This is a genomic window from Bacillus sp. FSL W8-1143, assembly GCF_037965155.1.
GTDB lineage: Bacteria > Bacillota > Bacilli > Bacillales > Bacillaceae > Bacillus > Bacillus pumilus.
Genome location: NZ_CP150182.1, coordinates 1505196 through 1522746 on the forward strand (window position 1 = coordinate 1505196; position 17551 = coordinate 1522746).

Annotated in this window: 17 protein-coding genes and 1 riboswitch; of the genes, 16 read left to right on the forward strand and 1 reads right to left on the reverse strand. The window is 43.9% G+C overall.

The annotated features are described in order from the left end of the window. The first annotated feature begins 25 nt into the window (after nucleotides 1-25). From NSQ36_RS07475 to NSQ36_RS07550, 16 genes are all read left to right on the forward strand, one after another. The gene (locus NSQ36_RS07475) at nucleotides 26-949 is read left to right on the forward strand and encodes an aspartate carbamoyltransferase catalytic subunit (protein WP_253622632.1); all 924 of its coding nucleotides are present in this window, start codon (nucleotides 26-28) and stop codon (nucleotides 947-949) included. Then, nucleotides 933-2219: a dihydroorotase gene (locus NSQ36_RS07480; protein ID WP_106033181.1), complete on the forward strand. Its 1287-nt coding sequence runs from the start codon at nucleotides 933-935 to the stop codon at nucleotides 2217-2219. Before NSQ36_RS07475 ends, NSQ36_RS07480 begins: the two co-directional genes overlap by 17 nt. Continuing rightward, a complete protein-coding gene (locus NSQ36_RS07485; RefSeq protein WP_339207130.1) occupies nucleotides 2216-3310 on the forward strand; it encodes a carbamoyl phosphate synthase small subunit in 1095 nt (364 codons plus the stop codon). The genes NSQ36_RS07480 and NSQ36_RS07485 overlap by 4 nt, the downstream gene beginning before the upstream one ends. Beyond that, nucleotides 3295-6510, forward strand: coding sequence for a carbamoyl-phosphate synthase (glutamine-hydrolyzing) large subunit (carB, locus tag NSQ36_RS07490; RefSeq protein ID WP_050945080.1), 3216 nt, complete (start codon nucleotides 3295-3297; stop codon nucleotides 6508-6510). The genes NSQ36_RS07485 and carB overlap by 16 nt, the downstream gene beginning before the upstream one ends. Continuing rightward, on the forward strand, nucleotides 6507-7283 hold the full coding sequence (locus NSQ36_RS07495; RefSeq protein ID WP_003211895.1) for a dihydroorotate dehydrogenase electron transfer subunit: 777 nt from the start codon (nucleotides 6507-6509) through the stop codon (nucleotides 7281-7283). Before carB ends, NSQ36_RS07495 begins: the two co-directional genes overlap by 4 nt. Continuing rightward, a complete protein-coding gene (locus NSQ36_RS07500; RefSeq protein WP_050945079.1) occupies nucleotides 7277-8209 on the forward strand; it encodes a dihydroorotate dehydrogenase in 933 nt (310 codons plus the stop codon). Before NSQ36_RS07495 ends, NSQ36_RS07500 begins: the two co-directional genes overlap by 7 nt. Further along, entirely contained in the window at nucleotides 8181-8885 is a 705-nt protein-coding gene (gene pyrF / locus NSQ36_RS07505) for an orotidine-5'-phosphate decarboxylase (RefSeq protein ID WP_106028971.1), read from the forward strand. The genes NSQ36_RS07500 and pyrF overlap by 29 nt, the downstream gene beginning before the upstream one ends. A gap of 7 nt (nucleotides 8886-8892) precedes the next feature. Next, nucleotides 8893-9531: an orotate phosphoribosyltransferase gene (gene pyrE, locus NSQ36_RS07510; protein ID WP_044141967.1), complete on the forward strand. Its 639-nt coding sequence runs from the start codon at nucleotides 8893-8895 to the stop codon at nucleotides 9529-9531. Between the two features lie 139 nt (nucleotides 9532-9670). Beyond that, nucleotides 9671-9773: riboswitch (SAM riboswitch) on the forward strand. Nucleotides 9774-9841: 68 nt separating this feature from the next. Continuing rightward, the gene (locus tag NSQ36_RS07515) at nucleotides 9842-10033 is read left to right on the forward strand and encodes a DUF2292 domain-containing protein (RefSeq protein ID WP_003211143.1); all 192 of its coding nucleotides are present in this window, start codon (nucleotides 9842-9844) and stop codon (nucleotides 10031-10033) included. Further along, nucleotides 10020-10721 (forward strand): phosphoadenylyl-sulfate reductase, encoded by a 702-nt coding sequence (locus NSQ36_RS07520; RefSeq protein WP_251191286.1) that lies wholly within the window; start codon nucleotides 10020-10022, stop codon nucleotides 10719-10721. The genes NSQ36_RS07515 and NSQ36_RS07520 overlap by 14 nt, the downstream gene beginning before the upstream one ends. 13 nt (nucleotides 10722-10734) lie before the next feature. Further along, a complete protein-coding gene (locus tag NSQ36_RS07525; protein WP_003211192.1) occupies nucleotides 10735-11799 on the forward strand; it encodes an inorganic phosphate transporter in 1065 nt (354 codons plus the stop codon). A gap of 57 nt (nucleotides 11800-11856) precedes the next feature. Beyond that, nucleotides 11857-12993, forward strand: coding sequence for a sulfate adenylyltransferase (gene sat, locus NSQ36_RS07530; protein WP_050945075.1), 1137 nt, complete (start codon nucleotides 11857-11859; stop codon nucleotides 12991-12993). A gap of 14 nt (nucleotides 12994-13007) precedes the next feature. Beyond that, nucleotides 13008-13601, forward strand: coding sequence for an adenylyl-sulfate kinase (gene cysC, locus NSQ36_RS07535; protein ID WP_003212173.1), 594 nt, complete (start codon nucleotides 13008-13010; stop codon nucleotides 13599-13601). Between the two features lie 29 nt (nucleotides 13602-13630). Beyond that, nucleotides 13631-14386, forward strand: a complete 756-nt coding sequence (cobA, locus tag NSQ36_RS07540) for a uroporphyrinogen-III C-methyltransferase (protein ID WP_137054650.1) — start codon at nucleotides 13631-13633, stop codon at nucleotides 14384-14386. A gap of 74 nt (nucleotides 14387-14460) precedes the next feature. Continuing rightward, nucleotides 14461-15246 (forward strand): sirohydrochlorin chelatase, encoded by a 786-nt coding sequence (locus NSQ36_RS07545; RefSeq protein ID WP_251191285.1) that lies wholly within the window; start codon nucleotides 14461-14463, stop codon nucleotides 15244-15246. Continuing rightward, nucleotides 15227-15730, forward strand: coding sequence for an NAD(P)-dependent oxidoreductase (locus NSQ36_RS07550; protein WP_050945072.1), 504 nt, complete (start codon nucleotides 15227-15229; stop codon nucleotides 15728-15730). The genes NSQ36_RS07545 and NSQ36_RS07550 overlap by 20 nt, the downstream gene beginning before the upstream one ends. A gap of 30 nt (nucleotides 15731-15760) precedes the next feature. Here the strand turns inward: NSQ36_RS07550 and NSQ36_RS07555 are convergent, their stop codons facing one another. Continuing rightward, complete coding sequence (locus NSQ36_RS07555; RefSeq protein ID WP_251191284.1) at nucleotides 15761-17470, reverse strand: NFACT RNA binding domain-containing protein; 1710 nt, start codon at nucleotides 17468-17470, stop codon at nucleotides 15761-15763. Nucleotides 17471-17551: the final 81 nt, after the last annotated feature.

Genomic DNA, 17551 nt, shown 5'->3' on the forward strand with positions numbered 1-17551 from the left:
TGAAAAACTAGAGGGGGAAGAAAAAATGAATGATTTATCGACAATGAGCAGCTTGTCTAAAGAAGAGATTTTACAGCTGATTGAAGAAGCAACGACTCTCAAAAAGGGGAAGCAAGAGCTTGGTTTAGCGGGAGAATTTGTAGCAAATCTCTTTTTTGAACCAAGCACAAGAACACGATTTAGCTTCGAAGTCGCCGAAAAGAAGCTGGGGATGAATGTACTAAGCTTAGATGCGGCAAGCACCTCTGTTCAAAAAGGCGAAACTCTTTACGATACGGTAAAAACGCTCGAATCCATCGGCGTGAAAGCTTGTGTGATCAGAGACAGCACCGATGAATATTACAACGAACTGATCGGGAAGGTTGGGATTCCCATCATCAATGCTGGAGATGGCTGCGGGCAGCACCCGACCCAATCACTGCTTGACCTAATGACCATCTATGAAGAGTTTGGCGGCTTTGAGGGCTTAACGATTTCGATTCATGGAGACATCAAGCACAGCAGGGTGGCAAGGTCGAATGCGGAAGTACTCTCAAGGCTCGGAGCGACAGTCCTTTTCTCAGGACCTGCTTCCTTCCAAGATGAGCAAAATCCTCACGGAACGTATGTCCAAGTAGACGAAGCCATTAGACAATCTGATGTGGTGATGCTGCTTAGAATCCAGCATGAACGGCACGCTAAAAAAATGGGTAATGAAGAATACTTATCGACTTATGGATTAACAGTAAACAGGGCAAACAACATGAAAGAACGAGCCATTATCATGCATCCAGCACCAGTAAACAGGGGTGTGGAGATAGATGATTCTTTAGTGGAATCAAAGCAGTCACGAATTTTCAAGCAAATGGAAAATGGCGTTTATGTCCGAATGGCGGTATTAAAAAGAGCTTTTCAAAATAGCAGACTACATCAAAAAGGGAGAGATTCTGTCTATGTCGTATCTCATTAAAAACGGTTTTATCTTAACAAGCACAGGTGAAAAAGTGCAGCAGGATATTAGGGTAGAAGGAAAAGTGATTCAAGCGATTGGTCACTTAGAAAGAGAAGACGGAGAAGAGGTCATTGATGCTAAAGGGCTATTTGTTTCACCAGGCTTAATTGATCTGCATGTACATTTAAGAGAGCCAGGCGGAGAGAAAAAGGAAACGATTGAAACAGGCTCTAAAGCAGCAGCAAGAGGCGGTTATACGACGATTGCAGCGATGCCGAATACACGCCCAGTTCCAGATACAAAAGAGCAAATGGAATGGCTCATGAATCGAATCGAAGAGACCTCTTCTGTCAGAGTACTGCCATACGCCTCCATCACAACTAGACAAATTGGGGAAGAGATGACAGACTTTGCAGCACTAAAAGAAGCAGGCGCCTTCGCTTTCACAGATGACGGGGTTGGCATCCAAACAGCAGGTATGATGTACGAAGCGATGAAAAAGGCAGCAAGTCTTGATCAAGCCATTGTCGCGCACTGTGAGGATAACTCGCTCATTTACGGAGGATGCGTTCATGAAGGAGAATTTTCAAAAGCGAATGAATTAAACGGAATACCGTCCATTTGTGAATCGGTGCATATTGCAAGAGATGTTCTTTTAGCAGAAGCAGCGAACTGTCATTATCATGTATGTCATATCAGTACGAAAGAATCTGTGCGAGTCGTTCGCGATGCAAAAAAAGCAGGCATCCGTGTGACGGCAGAGGTGTCACCGCATCACCTGCTCCTATGTGATGCAGACATCCCAGGGCTTGATACGAACTATAAAATGAACCCGCCTCTTAGAGGAAAAGAGGATCGCGAGGCACTAATCGAGGGACTGTTAGATGGAACGATTGATTTCATCGCAACAGACCATGCACCGCATACAGAAGAAGAAAAGAACGAAACGATGCAACGCGCACCTTTTGGAATAGTTGGGCTTGAAACAGCGTTCCCGCTTCTTTACACGCGATTTGTCAAAACAGGCGAATGGACATTAAAAAAACTCGTTGATTATATGACGATCAAGCCAGCAGAAGCCTTCTCCCTTCCTTATGGAAAGCTGGAAGAAGGACAAACAGCTGATATTACACTCATTGATCTAAACAAAGAAATGGCAATCGATAAAAAGAGCTTCTTATCAAAAGGACAAAATACACCGTTTGACAAATTGACTGTATCAGGATGGCCGGTCATGACACTTGCATCTGGGAAAGTCGTGTATGAAGAGGGGAGACTAGTAAAATGAAGAGACGCTTAGTGCTAGAAAACGGAACAGTATTCGAAGGAACAGGCTTTGGCAGCTTAGAATCATCAGTCGGAGAAGTCGTCTTTAATACAGGGATGACAGGCTATCAAGAAATTTTGTCTGATCCATCATACTGCGGACAAATTGTCACACTCACTTACCCGCTTATCGGCAACTACGGCATTAATCGTGATGATTTTGAATCGATCACACCGTTTGTCAAAGGGCTGATTGTGAAGGAACTTTGTGAAAAGCCCTCAAACTGGCGCTCTTCATACTCGCTTGATGAGTATTTGAAAATGAAAAACATTCCAGGGCTTAGCGGAATCGATACACGAAAGCTGACGAGAATGATTCGAAGTGCAGGTACTTTAAGAGGGGCATTTGCAGGACCGGATGAACAAGTGGAAGATGTGGTCCGCCGCCTTCAAACAATGCAGCAGCCAACAGATCAAGTGAGTCAAGTATCAGTGAAAAATGCGTATCCAAGCCCGGGAAGAGGAAAAAGAATTGTCCTTGTCGATTTCGGCATGAAGCACGGCATTTTGCGCGAGCTCAATAAACGGGACTGTGATGTCATTGTGGTGCCGTACAATATCACGGCAGATGAAGTACTGCAGTTGAAGCCTGATGGAATCATGCTTTCAAACGGCCCTGGGGATCCTGTGGATGTACCAGAAGCAGTCGAGATGATTCAGCAATTGATTGGAAAAGTTCCACTCTTTGGCATTTGCCTTGGACATCAATTATTCGCGCTTGCATGCGGCGCAAGTACTGAAAAAATGAAATTCGGTCACAGAGGATCGAATCACCCAGTGAAAGAACTAGCAACCGGCAAGGTCACACTGACAGCTCAAAACCACGGCTACACAGTTAGTGCCATTAACGAGGACGTGCTCGAAGTCACACACATCGCACTAAACGACAATACAATTGAAGGCTTAAAACATAAAGAAGCACCAGCATTCACTGTCCAGTACCACCCAGAAGCATCACCAGGTCCAGAAGATGCGAACTACTTATTCGACCAGTTCATGGACATGATTCATACAACTGAGAAAGAAGGGGAAGAAGTATGCCAAAACGCGTAGACATCAAAAAGATTTTAGTTATCGGTTCAGGTCCAATCATCATTGGTCAGGCAGCGGAGTTTGACTATGCAGGCACACAGGCTTGCTTAGCACTGAAAGAAGAAGGCTATGAAGTCGTTCTTGTGAATTCCAATCCAGCGACCATCATGACAGATACAGAAATGGCCGATAAGGTATACATCGAACCACTGACACCAGAATTCTTAACACGAATCATTCGAAAAGAACGTCCTGATGCGATCTTGCCAACACTTGGCGGACAAACTGGACTTAACCTTGCTGTTGAATTATCAGACCTTGGCGTATTAGCTGAATGTGGTGTTGAAGTATTAGGAACAAAACTTTCAGCTATTCAAAAAGCAGAGGACAGAGATCTATTCCGTAATTTGATGAATGAACTAAATGAGCCTGTACCAGAAAGTGAAATCATCCATAACCTAGAAGAAGCGATGGCGTTTACGAATCAAATTGGTTTCCCTGTCATTGTGAGACCAGCTTATACATTAGGCGGAACAGGCGGCGGAATTTGTACAAACGAGCAAGAGCTGAAGGAAATCGTCGAAAACGGTTTGAAGCTAAGCCCAGTCACACAATGCTTACTTGAAAAAAGTATTGCAGGCTTTAAAGAAATTGAATATGAAGTCATGCGTGATAGCGGTGATCATGCGATTGTTGTTTGTAACATGGAAAACTTTGATCCAGTCGGTATCCACACAGGAGACAGTATCGTTGTGGCGCCAAGCCAAACGTTAAGTGACCGTGAATATCAGCTGCTTCGCAATGTGTCGCTCAAGCTGATCCGGGCACTTGGGATTGAAGGCGGATGTAACGTACAGCTGGCAATTGACCCAGACAGCTTTCAATACTATATCATCGAAGTAAATCCGCGCGTGAGTCGCTCTTCTGCACTTGCGTCGAAAGCAACTGGTTATCCAATTGCCAAACTTGCAGCGAAAATTGCTGTCGGCTTAACGCTTGATGAAATGATGAACCCAGTCACAGGTAAAACCTATGCCGCCTTCGAACCGGCACTTGACTATATTGTGTCTAAAATTCCGCGCTGGCCGTTTGATAAATTCGAATCGGCCAACAGACGTCTTGGTACGCAAATGAAAGCAACGGGTGAAGTGATGGCGATCGGTCGTACATTAGAAGAGTCTCTTCTAAAGGCTGTTCGTTCACTTGAAGCGGATGTGCACCACATTGAATTAAAAGATGAAGCAGATATCACAAACGAAGTGCTTGAAAAGCGGATTATCAAGGCGGGAGACGAACGATTATTCTATATCGCCGAGGCACTTAGAAGAGGCTATACGGTTGAACAAATACATGAGTTCTCAAAAATTGATTACTTCTTCCTTCATAAACTGGAAGGCATCATCGCTTTTGAAAAGACATTAAAAGAAAACAAAGGCAATACAGACGTATTAAAAGAAGCGAAAGAAAAAGGCTTCTCAGACATCTATATTAGCCGCGAGTGGAATATGAATGAAGCGGATGTCTATACGCTAAGACAAGAAGCAAGCATCGTACCTGTTTACAAAATGGTAGATACTTGTGCGGCTGAATTTGAATCCGAGACGCCATATTTCTACAGCACATATGAAGATGAAAATGAATCAGAACGTACAGACAAGAAAAGCGTCATCGTATTAGGCTCAGGTCCTATCAGAATCGGTCAAGGAGTAGAATTTGATTATGCGACCGTTCATTCTGTGTGGGCAATTAAACAAGCAGGGTATGAAGCAATCATTATTAACAACAACCCTGAAACGGTCTCAACAGACTTTAGTATTTCGGACAAGCTCTACTTTGAACCACTCACTGTAGAAGATGTGATGCACATCATCGATCTAGAGCAACCTGAAGGAGTCGTTGTCCAGTTCGGCGGTCAAACAGCAATCAACCTAGCAGATGAATTATCAAATAGAGGGGTGAAGATTCTCGGCACTTCTCTTGAAGACCTAGACCGAGCTGAAAACAGGGACAAGTTTGAACAAACATTAGAAGCACTCGGCGTGCCGCAGCCTAAAGGAAAAACAGCTACTTCTGTGCCTCAAGCTGTAGCGATTGCCAATCAGATCGGCTACCCAGTCCTTGTCCGTCCTTCCTATGTATTAGGCGGTCGTGCGATGGAAATTGTTTATCAAGAAGCCGAGCTTCTTCACTACATGGAGAATGCAGTGAAAGTCAATCCGCAGCACCCAGTCTTAATTGACAAATATTTAACAGGAAAAGAAATCGAAGTAGATGCCGTGTCTGATGGCGAAACTGTCGTGATCCCTGGCATTATGGAACACATTGAAAGAGCCGGGGTTCACTCTGGTGACTCGATTGCGGTTTACCCGCCGCAAACATTGTCTGAAGAGATCAAAGCGAAGATCGCAGAATACACGATCAAGCTTGCAAAAGGACTCAACATTATTGGGCTGCTAAACATTCAATTTGTTCTCTCAAAAGGTGAAGTGTTCGTACTTGAAGTGAACCCGCGTTCAAGCCGGACAGTTCCTTTCTTAAGTAAAATCACGGGCATCCCGATGGCAAACCTAGCGACAAAAGTCATTTTAGGAGAAAAACTCAAAAACTATGGCTACGAAGAAGGACTTCACACAGAGCAAGAAGGGGTGTACGTCAAAGTTCCAGTCTTCTCTTTTGCAAAACTAAGAAGAGTCGATATTACACTCGGACCTGAGATGAAATCGACAGGTGAAGTCATGGGGAAAGATGTCACAATCGAAAAAGCTCTTTACAAAGGATTAATTGCATCAGGCATTCAAATTCCTAAAGATGGGACAGTTCTTCTGACAGTTGCTGATAAGGATAAAGAAGAAGGACTGGAGATTGCGAGAAGATTCCATTCAATCGGCTACCATATTTTAGCGACAGAAGGAACAGCGAATTACTTAAAACAAGCCTCCATCCCATCAAGTGTTGTCGGCAAAATAGGAGAAGAAGGCAAAAACCTTCTCGATGTCATTCGAAACGGGGAAGCCCAATTTGTCATCAACACTCTGACAAAAGGAAAACAGCCGGCAAGAGACGGCTTTAGAATCAGACGTGAAGCTGTTGAAAATGGCGTAGCTTGCTTAACGTCGCTAGATACAGCAGAAGCGATTTTAAGAGTACTAGAAAGCATGACATTTAGAGCGGACGAAATGCCAGAAGTGAAAACGAATGCTGAGGTGACAGTAACGATATGAAAAAAGCATACTTGACGGTCGTCTCAAATCGAGAGATCGCTGATCATATTTACGAAATGACATTAAAAGGTGACCTTGTGGACTCCTTTCAAACGGCTGGACAATTTCTTCATATCAAGGTCAGCGAGTCCATGACACCGCTGCTGAGAAGACCGATCAGTATTGCCAATATTCATGCCGAGAAGCAAGAAGCAACCATCATCTATCGCGCAGAGGGAGAGGGCACAAAGCTTCTTTCCCAAAGGCGGGATGGGGAATCCATCGATGTCTTAGGGCCGCTTGGCAACGGGTACGATCCTTCAGTTGTTCAGCCAGGTCAGACAGCGTTACTAGTCGGTGGTGGAATTGGAGTACCGCCTTTATATGAGCTGTCCAAACGTTTAACGAAAAAAGGCGTCATTGTCAAGCATGTCCTTGGCTTTCAATCGAAAAAGGATGTATTTTACGAGGAGAAATTCCAAGCACTCGGAGATACATTTATCGCAACAGTTGATGGGACATATGGCGCAAAGGGCTTCGTGACAAGTGTCATTGAAGAGAATGATTTGAGCTTTGATGTCATGCTTTCCTGCGGGCCGACCCCTATGTTAAAAGCACTAAAAGACTCTTACCCCGATAAGCCTGTCTACATTTCAATGGAAGAACGAATGGGCTGCGGAATTGGTGCTTGCTTTGCATGTGTCTGTCATACCGATCAGCACGAAAAAGCTTACGTCAAAGTCTGTCTGGACGGACCTGTATTTAAAGCAGAGGAGGTGGCGTTGTCATGCTAAACGTTGAGTTACCCGGCTTATCTTTAAAGAATCCGATTATCCCTGCATCAGGCTGCTTTGGATTCGGGAGAGAATTTGCTTCATTATACGACTTATCCGTGCTTGGCGGTATCATGATCAAAGCCACAACCTTAGAGCCGAGATTTGGCAACCCGACACCAAGGGTAGCGGAGACAGGTGCCGGGATGCTCAATGCTATCGGTCTTCAAAATCCTGGCCTAAAAGGCGTGCTGGAAAATGAATTGCCTTGGCTTGAGCAGTTTGATACGCCTATTATTGCAAACGTCGCTGGCTCACAGGTCGATGATTATGTTGAAGTAGCGAAGCAGATCAGCCAAGCAAAAAATGTCCATGCCCTTGAACTGAATATCTCGTGTCCAAATGTCAAAACAGGCGGAATTGCCTTTGGTACAGATCCTCAAATGGCAGCAGCATTGACAAAAGCGGTGAAGGACGTGTCCTCCGTTCCTGTCTATGTCAAACTGTCTCCTAACGTAGCTAATATTGTGGAGATTGCTCAAGCGATTGAATGTGCTGGAGCGGATGGACTCACGATGATTAACACGTTAATCGGTATGCGTTTAGATTTAAAAACAGGGAAACCGATTCTTGCCAATAAAACAGGCGGATTATCAGGCCCTGCTGTCAAACCTGTCGCTGTGCGCATGGTACATGAGGTCAGTCAAGCGGTTTCTATCCCGATTATTGGAATGGGCGGAGTGCAAAACGCTGAAGATGTACTTGAATTTTTACTAGCAGGTGCGAGTGCAGTAGCTGTTGGCACAGCCAATTTTGTAAACCCATTTATTTGCCCAGAAATCATAGAAGAACTGCCAAATGTATTAGCAGCCTATGGGTATTCATCTGTAGAGGAATGTATCGGAAGGAGCTGGAAATATGAAGCACTTGCCCATCATCGCGCTTGATTTTCCATCAGGGCAGGAGGCGCTTGCCTTTTTAGAACCCTTTGAAGGGACACCATTATTTGTGAAGGTCGGCATGGAGCTGTTTTACCAAGAAGGACCTGCCATCCTTGACGCACTTAAAGAAAAAAATTGCCACATTTTCCTCGACCTCAAATTACATGACATTCCAACAACGGTGCAAAAAGCAATGAACCGGCTTGCCGCACTTGGCGTTGATCTAGTCAATGTACATGCTGCTGGCGGGAAACAGATGATGCAAGCTGCGTTAGAAGGGCTTGAAAGCGGAACGCCTGCTGGGCAAAAACGTCCGGGCATTATTGCAGTGACTCAGCTGACGAGTACATCTGAAGACATGATGAGAAGCGAATTACTCATAGACCGTCCGCTGCAAGAGACTGTCATCCGGTACGGTCAATTGGCACATGAAAGTGGACTAGACGGTGTTGTTTGCTCTGTTCATGAATCCAAAGCCCTTCATGAGCACATCTCACCTGACTTCCTCACTGTTACGCCAGGGATTCGTTTACTAAATGATCAAACCGATGATCAAAAGCGTGTGGCAACCCCTGCTTATGCAAAAGAGCAAGGTGTTTCACAAATTGTTGTCGGAAGGTCAATCACAAAAGCTGAAAAACCATTGGAAGCCTATCATCAAATTTTGAAAGAGTGGGAGTGACTGCCAGATGAAAACAAAAATTGCTAAACACCTATTACAAATCAAAGCGGTCTCATTGAAACCAGACGAACCGTTTACATGGGCAAGCGGTATCAAATCACCGATCTATTGTGACAACCGTCTCACCTTGTCCTATCCAGAAGTTAGACACGACATTGCTGAAGGTCTTAAAGAGTTGATTCTCACTCATTTTGAGGGAGCGGAGGTGATTGCTGGTACTGCAACAGCAGGCATCCCGCATGCGGCATTAGCAGCAGATCGTCTAAACGTCCCGATGTGTTATGTCAGAAGTAAGCCAAAAGCACATGGAAAAGGAAATCAAATTGAAGGTGCCGTATCAAAGGGCCAAAAGGTGGTCGTCGTAGAAGATCTGATTTCAACAGGAGGCAGTGTGCTTGAAGTGGTCGCTGCTCTTCAAGAAGCGGGCTGTGACGTACTAGGCGTTGCTGCGATCTTCACATACGGTCTGCCAAAAGCTGCGGCAGCATTCCAAGAGAAAAACATTCCATATGTCACCCTAACAGACTATGACACCCTGACAGACGTGGCACTTGAGCTGAAAGCGATTGAGCCTTCTGCTATGAATAAATTGAAACGCTGGAGACAAGATCCTTCCTCTGAATCTTGGATGGAAGAAACCGTCTAGAAAGCTGCGCCTCCCCGCACAGCTTTTTTATTTGGTTAAAAATAGTAAAATAGACTCAAATTTAAATAAAAACTAATCCTATCAATAAAGTCGGGTTGACTTTTGTTTGAATTGTGTTAATATTTAAGACAAATTAAAACACTTATCCAGAGAGGTGGAGGGACTGGCCCAATGAAGCCCGGCAACCTGCGATTTGCAAGGTGCTACTTCCTGCAAAATGATTCTATTTTGAAAGATAAGGAAATCGTGAGCTTCCTCATCTTTCTTTCGGACTGAAAGGAAGTTTTTTTATTTTAACGGTGAGGGGGAAGTGAAGCAAAAGCAGGATGAAGACTTAATTGAAGCCTATGCAGAAACTGATTGGGGATATGAATTCAGTTTAGTTACACTGATTGTTCAGGACGGTCAAGTGATCCAAGTGGAAGAAGACAGAAAAAATTCAGTTGACGTAGTGCGGAGAGTAGTGATACTCCGGAAGGGGAGAAACAATGTTAACTTATGAAAATTGGCAAGAGCCGTCCATTACATTTCAAGAAGATGATTTGTATAAAGGGGCCTTATCTGTGCTGAAATGGGCATACGGTCATTATAGTGATCAGCTCGTTTATGCATGCAGTTTTGGTATTGAAGGCATCGTCCTCATTGATTTGATTGCGAAAGTAAAAAAGGATGCAAGAATTGTCTTTTTAGATACAGGTCTGCATTTTAAGGAAACGTACGACACAATTGATGCGGTAAAGGAAAGATACCCGGGTTTAGATATTGTGCTGAAAACCCCTGAGCTGACGGTTGAGGAGCAAAATGCGCAGCATGGTGATCAACTATGGAAAACAGATCCTCAAAGCTGCTGTCATATGCGTAAGGTCATTCCTTTGCAAGAAGCGCTATCTGGCTATCCGGCATGGCTTTCTGGCTTAAGGAGAGAGCAGTCTCCTAAGCGAGCAGGGACGAACTTTTTAAATAAGGATGAAAAATTCAAATCAGTGAAAGTATGTCCGCTTATCCACTGGACGTGGAAGGACATATGGAGATATGCATCTAGAGAGGAACTTACTTATAATCCGCTACATGATCAGGGATATCCAAGTATCGGGTGTGCCCCGTGTACACAGCCAGCATTTACTGCCGAGGATCTGCGGTCTGGCAGATGGTCAGGCACAGCTAAGACTGAGTGCGGATTACATGAGTAAGGGAGCATAGTGTATGGAAATTGCCGCAATTTTATTTAGTTTATTTTTCGCTCTAAACATTGGCGCGAGTGGTGCAGCAGCTTCGATGGGTATCGCGTACGGATCAGGTGCGATTCGAAAGCCGATCTATGCACTCAGTGTATGTGCAGTTGGGATTTTAGCAGGTTCAGTTATTGGCGGTGGTGAGGTTGTCAAAACGATTAGCTCTGGAATTATGCCTGAATCCGTCATTACACTTGAAATTGTTTGTATTATTATTGGTTCTGCTGCATTATCACTCTTTATAGCGAATCTGATGGCCATCCCTTTATCAACGAGTGAGGTGACAGTAGGAGCTGTAGTTGGTGTCGCGGTCGCATATAAAGTATTGTATGTGAAATCCATTTTAGTCATTGTGGCATTTTGGGTCATCATTCCGCTTGTCGCCTTTCTTTTTACCTTTGTTGTAGTCAAAATCATCAGAATGTTCCCTAAACGTAAGCTGTCTAAAAAAGGAACAGTCATTTTATCCATTGTTTTAATCCTTAGTGGGTTTTTAGAAGCATTTTCAGCAGGTATGAACAATGTGGCAAATGCAGTCGGTCCACTTGTTGCCGCGGGCGTTTTGTCAGTTGGGCAAGGAACACTTTACGGCGGAATCTTCGTCGCCATTGGAGCCCTCTTGCTTGGCAGAAGAGTACTAGAAACAAATGGAAAGAAGATTACCCGCTATCAAACGGGCGAAGGGATATTGCTTTCCGGTACCGGTGCTGGACTTGTCATCGTCAGCTCTATTTTTGGGCTGCCAGTTCCACTTACCCAAATCACCTCCTCGTCTATCATTGGACTTGGCATGGCAAAAGGCGGACCTAATATTTTTCATAAACATGTGGTGAAAAAAATGCTGAAAGTGTGGGTAGTATCACCCTTTTTATCACTTAGTCTATCGTATTTGCTGGTGAGTCTTTTCTTAAAAGGGGACTATTACTCTATCTTTATCATGATGAGTGTACTGCTTGCCTCACTTGGTGCGCTAAGTCTGATGAAGGCAGTCAAAAATGAAAGCAGCTCGATTCATGAACAGGGCGGCGGGATTTAACGACAAATCCGACTATTTACATCTAATAAATATGAACATTGAGAGGAAGATGAACAAATGAGTTTAACACCACATGGTGGCGTATTAATTAATCGAGTAAATGAAGAGTATGACCTCAGCACGGCTGCAAAGGAAATTGAACTAGATGCTATCTCTTTTGCAGACCTTGAACTCATAGCAATTGGCGGGTATAGTCCAATTGAAGGGTTTTTAACAAAAGCTGATTATGAAGCGGTTGTGAGCAGTATGCGGCTAGCAAGTGGTGTCGTTTGGTCTCTTCCTATTACACTGCCAGTGACAAAGGAAAAGGCAGCGGAAATCCATCGAGGCGAGATTGTGCGTCTATCGTATAATGGAACTGTATATGGCGTGATTGAAGTAGAGGATCAATACACACCAGATAAGGAAAAAGAAGCGGTGAATGTGTATAAAACTGATGACCGCAATCATCCAGGCGTGAAAAAATTATTTGAACGCGGTGATACGTACATTGGTGGTAAAATTACACTGACGAAACGAAGCGAAAAACCATTCCCTCAATTTACGTATGAGCCGGAAGAAACAAGACGTCATTTTAAAGAGAACGGCTGGAAAACGATTGTTGGTTTCCAAACGAGAAACCCTGTTCACCGTGCCCATGAATATATTCAAAAGACAGCACTTGAAACCGTCGATGGTTTGTTTTTAAATCCACTTGTCGGTGAAACAAAATCAGACGATATTCCGGCAGACGTGAGAATGAAAAGCTATCAAGTGTTATTGAACGGTTATTACCCAAAGGATCGCGTCTTTTTAGGTGTTTTTCCTGCGGCAATGCGTTATGCTGGACCAAAGGAAGCAATCTTTCACGCGCTTGTTCGTAAAAATTACGGCTGTACTCACTTTATTGTGGGAAGAGATCATGCAGGTGTTGGTGATTATTACGGCACATACGAGGCGCAGGAGTTATTTGAACAATTTACAAGCGAAGAAATTGGCATTACCCCGTTAAAATTTGAACATAGCTTCTACTGTAATACATGTGAAGCAATGGCAACACCAAAAACATGTCCTCACGATAAAAGCGAGCATGTCATTCTTTCAGGTACAAAGGTTCGAACGATGCTGAGAAACGGAGAATTACCGCCAAGCACGTTCAGCCGAAAAGAAGTCATTGAAACATTAATCGAAGGATTAAAAACGACGGTATCTTAATGGGAGGGTATGACATGAGCAACGAACATATCGTGTGGCATGATTCATCTATTACAAAAAAAGAATATCAACAGAAAAACAATCATAAAAGCGGCATTATTTGGCTCACAGGTCTAAGTGGATCAGGTAAATCTACAATTGCAAATGCAGCGGCTAGAGAGCTGTTTGAACAAGGTTATCAAGTCACTGTTCTTGATGGCGATAATGTGCGGCATGGTCTGAATAAAGATTTAGGGTTTTCAGATGATGACAGAAAAGAGAACATCCGACGTATCGGAGAAGTGGCGAAATTATTTGTTGAGCAAGGAACGATTGTCATCACGGCTTTTATTTCTCCATTTCAAGAAGACCGCCGCATTGTCAGACAGTTAGTTGAAGCGGGAGAATTTCACGAAGTGTTTGTGAAATGTGATCTGAACGTATGCGAAGAGCGTGACCCAAAGGGGTTATATAAAAAAGCTAGAAATGGCGAAATTCCATTTTTTACCGGGATTGATTCGCCGTATGAAGAGCCAGCTGCACCTGAGCTTGTTCTAGATACAGGTGAATTATCGCGTGAAGAGTCCAAACAGCGTCTTGTTGATTATGTAAAGGGAAAAGCGAAATAATCGCCTGATGGCAGGGGGAGAAAAGCACGATGGGGAAAGTATACATTGTGGGGGCTGGACCTGGGGATCCAGACTTAATTACATTAAAAGCCCTTAAGGCAATACAGCAGGCAGATGTCATTTTATATGATCGTCTTGTCAATCAAGAAATACTCGCCCACGCCAAACCCGAGGCGGAATTAATCTATTGCGGCAAGCTCCCGAATCATCATACGATGAGACAGGAAGCCATCAATGATGCCCTTGTGACCCATGCAAAGGAAGGGAATGTTGTCGTCCGTCTGAAAGGCGGCGACCCCTTTGTATTTGGCCGCGGCGGTGAAGAAATCGAATGCTTAGCTGAGCACGGAATTCCATATGAAGTTGTCCCGGGGATTACCTCTGGTATTGCAGCAGCTGCTTATGCAGGCATTCCTGTGACGCACCGTGAATTCAGCTCGAATGTTGCGTTTGTCACGGGTCACTATCAAAAGGATGAGCATTTTGAAGAAAAGTGGGAGGCACTGGCTACAGGGATTGATACCCTTGTGATTTACATGGGCGTCAAAAACGTAGAAAGAGTGCAGCAGCTTCTTATAAAAAATGGACGTGATCCAGAAACGCCAGCAGCGTTTATACACTGGGGAACCACGACGAGGCAAAAGACGACTTGCTGCACTGTTAAGACACTGTCTGAAACCGTTGAAAAAGAAGGCATCGAGCATCCAAGCTTAATAGTTGTTGGAGATGTCGTTCATTTTCACCAAAAGCTGAACTGGTTTGAACCGGCTCTCATTGAGAATTGAGAATGTTAGAGAAAAGACACGTGCATTGATCGTGTCTTTTCGTCTGAACAAAACAAGTAAGAAGGAGGAGTCACATGAAACAAGCTGTACTTTATGTTGGGCATGGAAGCAGGGTAAAAGAAGCACAAGATAAAGCCATTTCTTTTATGAAAAGCTGTATGCCATTAGTAGAAGCCGATATACAAGAAATTTGTTTTTTAGAACTAACAGCCCCTTCTATAGAGGAAGGCTTTGAAGCCTGTGTGAACAAAGGAGCTACAAACATTGCGATCGTCCCGCTCCTCCTTTTAACTGCTATGCATGCTAAATCAGATATTCCAGTTGAGATTGAGAAAGTTCAAAAACGATACCCGCAAGTGAAGGTCACATACGGGAAACCAATTGGGGTCAATCAAGAAGTGACAAAAGCAGTTGCTGCAAGAATTGAAGAAGCAGGATATCAAGGCGGGGAAGCACGTATTCTTTTAATTGGCCGCGGAAGCTCTGATCCAGATGTGAAGCGAGATGTGTTTGGCATTGCGGACGATGTCCGGCGCCTGCTTCCTTTTGCTGAGGTCTTGCCATGTTTTATTACAGCATGTGAGCCAAATTACCGAGATGTTCTTGCGCAATTAACAGCAGATGATGATGCGCCTGTTTATCTCGTTCCTTACTTGTTGTTTACGGGTATTTTAATGAAAGAGATTGAAAATGAAGCGGCTCAGGCGAGAGAGAGGCTGAAAGACGTCCGGGTATGCCGGTATATTGGCTTTCATCCGCATGTAAAAGCAGCTTATATTGAACGCGTGCAAGAAACCATTTTAAACAAAGACGATGCGTTTCATTTCCAAGGAGAAAGCCATGCTTCCAGTCCATCTTGATTTAACCAATCAACAAGTGCTCATCGCCGGCGGTGGAAAAATAGCCGCAAGAAGGGCAGAGGTGCTATGCATAGAGCCTTGCCATATTACCATCGTGAGTCCTGATATTTCTAAAGAGATGGCGCGTCTCATTGATACATACAACCTGAATTGGAAAGAAAAGAAAGTGGAAGCTCAAGATGTAGAGGATGCTTTTTTCATTGTCGCTGCTACAAATGATCCGGCAGTAAATGAATGGATTGCACAAACAGCACGGCCTCACCAGCTTGTGAATTGTGTGAGCCAATCAGAGCTTGGCAATGTGATCGTGCCAAAGGTGGTCAAAGCAGGGAAAGTGACGATTTCAGTCTCTACAAGCGGTGCAAGCCCAGCCCTGACAAAACAGCTGGCTGCGGAAATTGAGGCATTGCTTGAACAAGAGGATGTAGATGCACTTGATGCTCTCTATATCGAAAGAAAAAAACAACAAAGAAAAAGCCGATAAAATCTCTTGAAAGGATTTTATCGGCTTTTATTATTTTCGCAGCTTTAGAACCACATCTTCGTCAGGTGTGACAAATAATGTTTGCTGTTGATCATACGTCACAAATCCGGGCTTGGCTCCATTTGGTTTTTTCACATGCCGGATTTTCGTGTAATCGACAGGAACGGAGCTCGACTCCTTTGCCTTCGAGAAGTAGGCAGCGATTTGAGCCGCTTCAAGCAGCGTCTGTTCATCAGGCGTTTGATGACGGATGACGACATGTGATCCAGGAACATCCTTCGTGTGCAGCCAAATATCGTCACGGGCAGCCGCCTTTGTGGTTAAATACTCGTTTTGTTTGTTGTTTTTTCCGACTAATATCGGAATCCCTTGAGACGATTCATACGTTTCAAGCTGAATGGCCGCCGTTTTTTTCTTTTTGGCGTTGCGCTTTTGTTTGGCGCGTAAATATTTCCCTTCAACAAGCTCTTCTCTCATTTCCTCTAAATCCTTCGGTGAGGCAGAGGACAGCTGCTGAATCAACTCATCAAAATAAGCAATCTCTTTATGTGTCCGCTCAATTTGCTCATTGACCGCTTCTACTGCATTTTTTGCCTTTTGATATTTTGTGAAATATGCTTGCGCATTTTCAGAAGGGGTTTTGTTTGTTTTGAGCGGTATTGTGATCTCTCCGCCATCTTCATCGTAATAATTGATGACAGTCGCTTCTTTATCCCCTTTTTTGATGGCATATAAATTGGCTGTTAGCAATTCGCCATAGAGCTGGTATTTATGGGCATTTTGAGATTCTTCAAGGGTTCTGTTCAGTTTTTTGAGCTTGTTTTCATTTTTCTTTTTTTCATTTATGACAAACCGTTCAAGGTCAGACGCTTGTTGTTTCACTCTGTCTCTCTCAGCTTTGCCGAAATAAAAGCGGTCAAGCAGCTGGCTGAGAGAGTCGAATGTCTTCATTTCGCCTTGGACATGCTGCAGTTCTAATAAATAGAAATACTCCTTCCCATCTTTTCTTGTCAGCTGCGGGGTAAAGGAATGCATGCGAATCAGCTGGAACATGTCGACTAGTGTATTTGGAATTGTTTCCTGATTGGCAAGACCGGCCCTGTGAACAGCTTCCTTTGCAAACAGCGGAGAAACCCCAGAGAATGTATCGACAATTTGCTTTGTGATCATTCCTTCTTGAAAGCGTAAATGCTTTAAAATATCGTCCTTCGTTACTGCAAACGGATTTAATTTTTGCTGCGCAGGCGGCAGAAGGTATTCGTGCCCAGGAAGCACTGTTCGATAGCTGTTCACAGATGGAGAAAGATGCTTCAAGCCATCGATGATCTGCTGCGTGTCATCTTCGACAAGAATCAAATTACTATGCCTTCCCATGATTTCAATGTAGAGCTTTCGCGTCTGTTCGTCGCCAATTTCATTGCGGCTTCGTACATGAAGTACGATCACCCGGTCAAATCCAATTTGTTCAAAACGCTCAATGAATCCGCCCTCAAGATGCTTTCTAAGGAGCATACAAAACATTGGAGGTTCGCTTGGATTGTCATATTGCTGCTCTGTGAGCTGCACTCTAGCATAGCTCGGATGAGCGGATAAAAGGAGCTTATGATTCTTTCCGTTTGCCCGGATATGAAAAATCAGCTCGTGCTTATATGGCTGATGAATTTTTGAAATTCTTCCGCCAGTTAATGTCTCTTGCAATTCATTTGTCATACCATATGTAAAAATGCCGTCAAATGACATGTTGGATACACCCTCTTCTTTCACACAAATCTACTGAAAGAACCTTCCATTTCTCGTTCTTTAGGCAGTCTTATTATTATA

Excerpts from the sequence above, each read along its gene's own strand:
- NSQ36_RS07485 (WP_339207130.1), top strand. The coding sequence starts at position 2,216 with ATGAAGAGACGCTTAGTGCTAGAAAACGGAACAGTATTCGAAGGAACA.
- pyrF (WP_106028971.1), top strand. The coding sequence starts at position 8,181 with ATGAAGCACTTGCCCATCATCGCGCTTGATTTTCCATCAGGGCAGGAG.
- NSQ36_RS07520 (WP_251191286.1), top strand. The coding sequence starts at position 10,020 with ATGTTAACTTATGAAAATTGGCAAGAGCCGTCCATTACATTTCAAGAA.
- NSQ36_RS07525 (WP_003211192.1), top strand. The coding sequence starts at position 10,735 with ATGGAAATTGCCGCAATTTTATTTAGTTTATTTTTCGCTCTAAACATT.
- carB (WP_050945080.1), top strand. The coding sequence starts at position 3,295 with ATGCCAAAACGCGTAGACATCAAAAAGATTTTAGTTATCGGTTCAGGT.
- NSQ36_RS07555 (WP_251191284.1), bottom strand. The coding sequence starts at position 17,470 with ATGTCATTTGACGGCATTTTTACATATGGTATGACAAATGAATTGCAA.
- sat (WP_050945075.1), top strand. The coding sequence starts at position 11,857 with ATGAGTTTAACACCACATGGTGGCGTATTAATTAATCGAGTAAATGAA.
- NSQ36_RS07475 (WP_253622632.1), top strand. The coding sequence starts at position 26 with ATGAATGATTTATCGACAATGAGCAGCTTGTCTAAAGAAGAGATTTTA.
- NSQ36_RS07545 (WP_251191285.1), top strand. The coding sequence starts at position 14,461 with ATGAAACAAGCTGTACTTTATGTTGGGCATGGAAGCAGGGTAAAAGAA.
- cysC (WP_003212173.1), top strand. The coding sequence starts at position 13,008 with ATGAGCAACGAACATATCGTGTGGCATGATTCATCTATTACAAAAAAA.
- NSQ36_RS07550 (WP_050945072.1), top strand. The coding sequence starts at position 15,227 with ATGCTTCCAGTCCATCTTGATTTAACCAATCAACAAGTGCTCATCGCC.
- NSQ36_RS07480 (WP_106033181.1), top strand. The coding sequence starts at position 933 with ATGTCGTATCTCATTAAAAACGGTTTTATCTTAACAAGCACAGGTGAA.
- NSQ36_RS07500 (WP_050945079.1), top strand. The coding sequence starts at position 7,277 with ATGCTAAACGTTGAGTTACCCGGCTTATCTTTAAAGAATCCGATTATC.
- cobA (WP_137054650.1), top strand. The coding sequence starts at position 13,631 with ATGGGGAAAGTATACATTGTGGGGGCTGGACCTGGGGATCCAGACTTA.
- NSQ36_RS07495 (WP_003211895.1), top strand. The coding sequence starts at position 6,507 with ATGAAAAAAGCATACTTGACGGTCGTCTCAAATCGAGAGATCGCTGAT.
- pyrE (WP_044141967.1), top strand. The coding sequence starts at position 8,893 with ATGAAAACAAAAATTGCTAAACACCTATTACAAATCAAAGCGGTCTCA.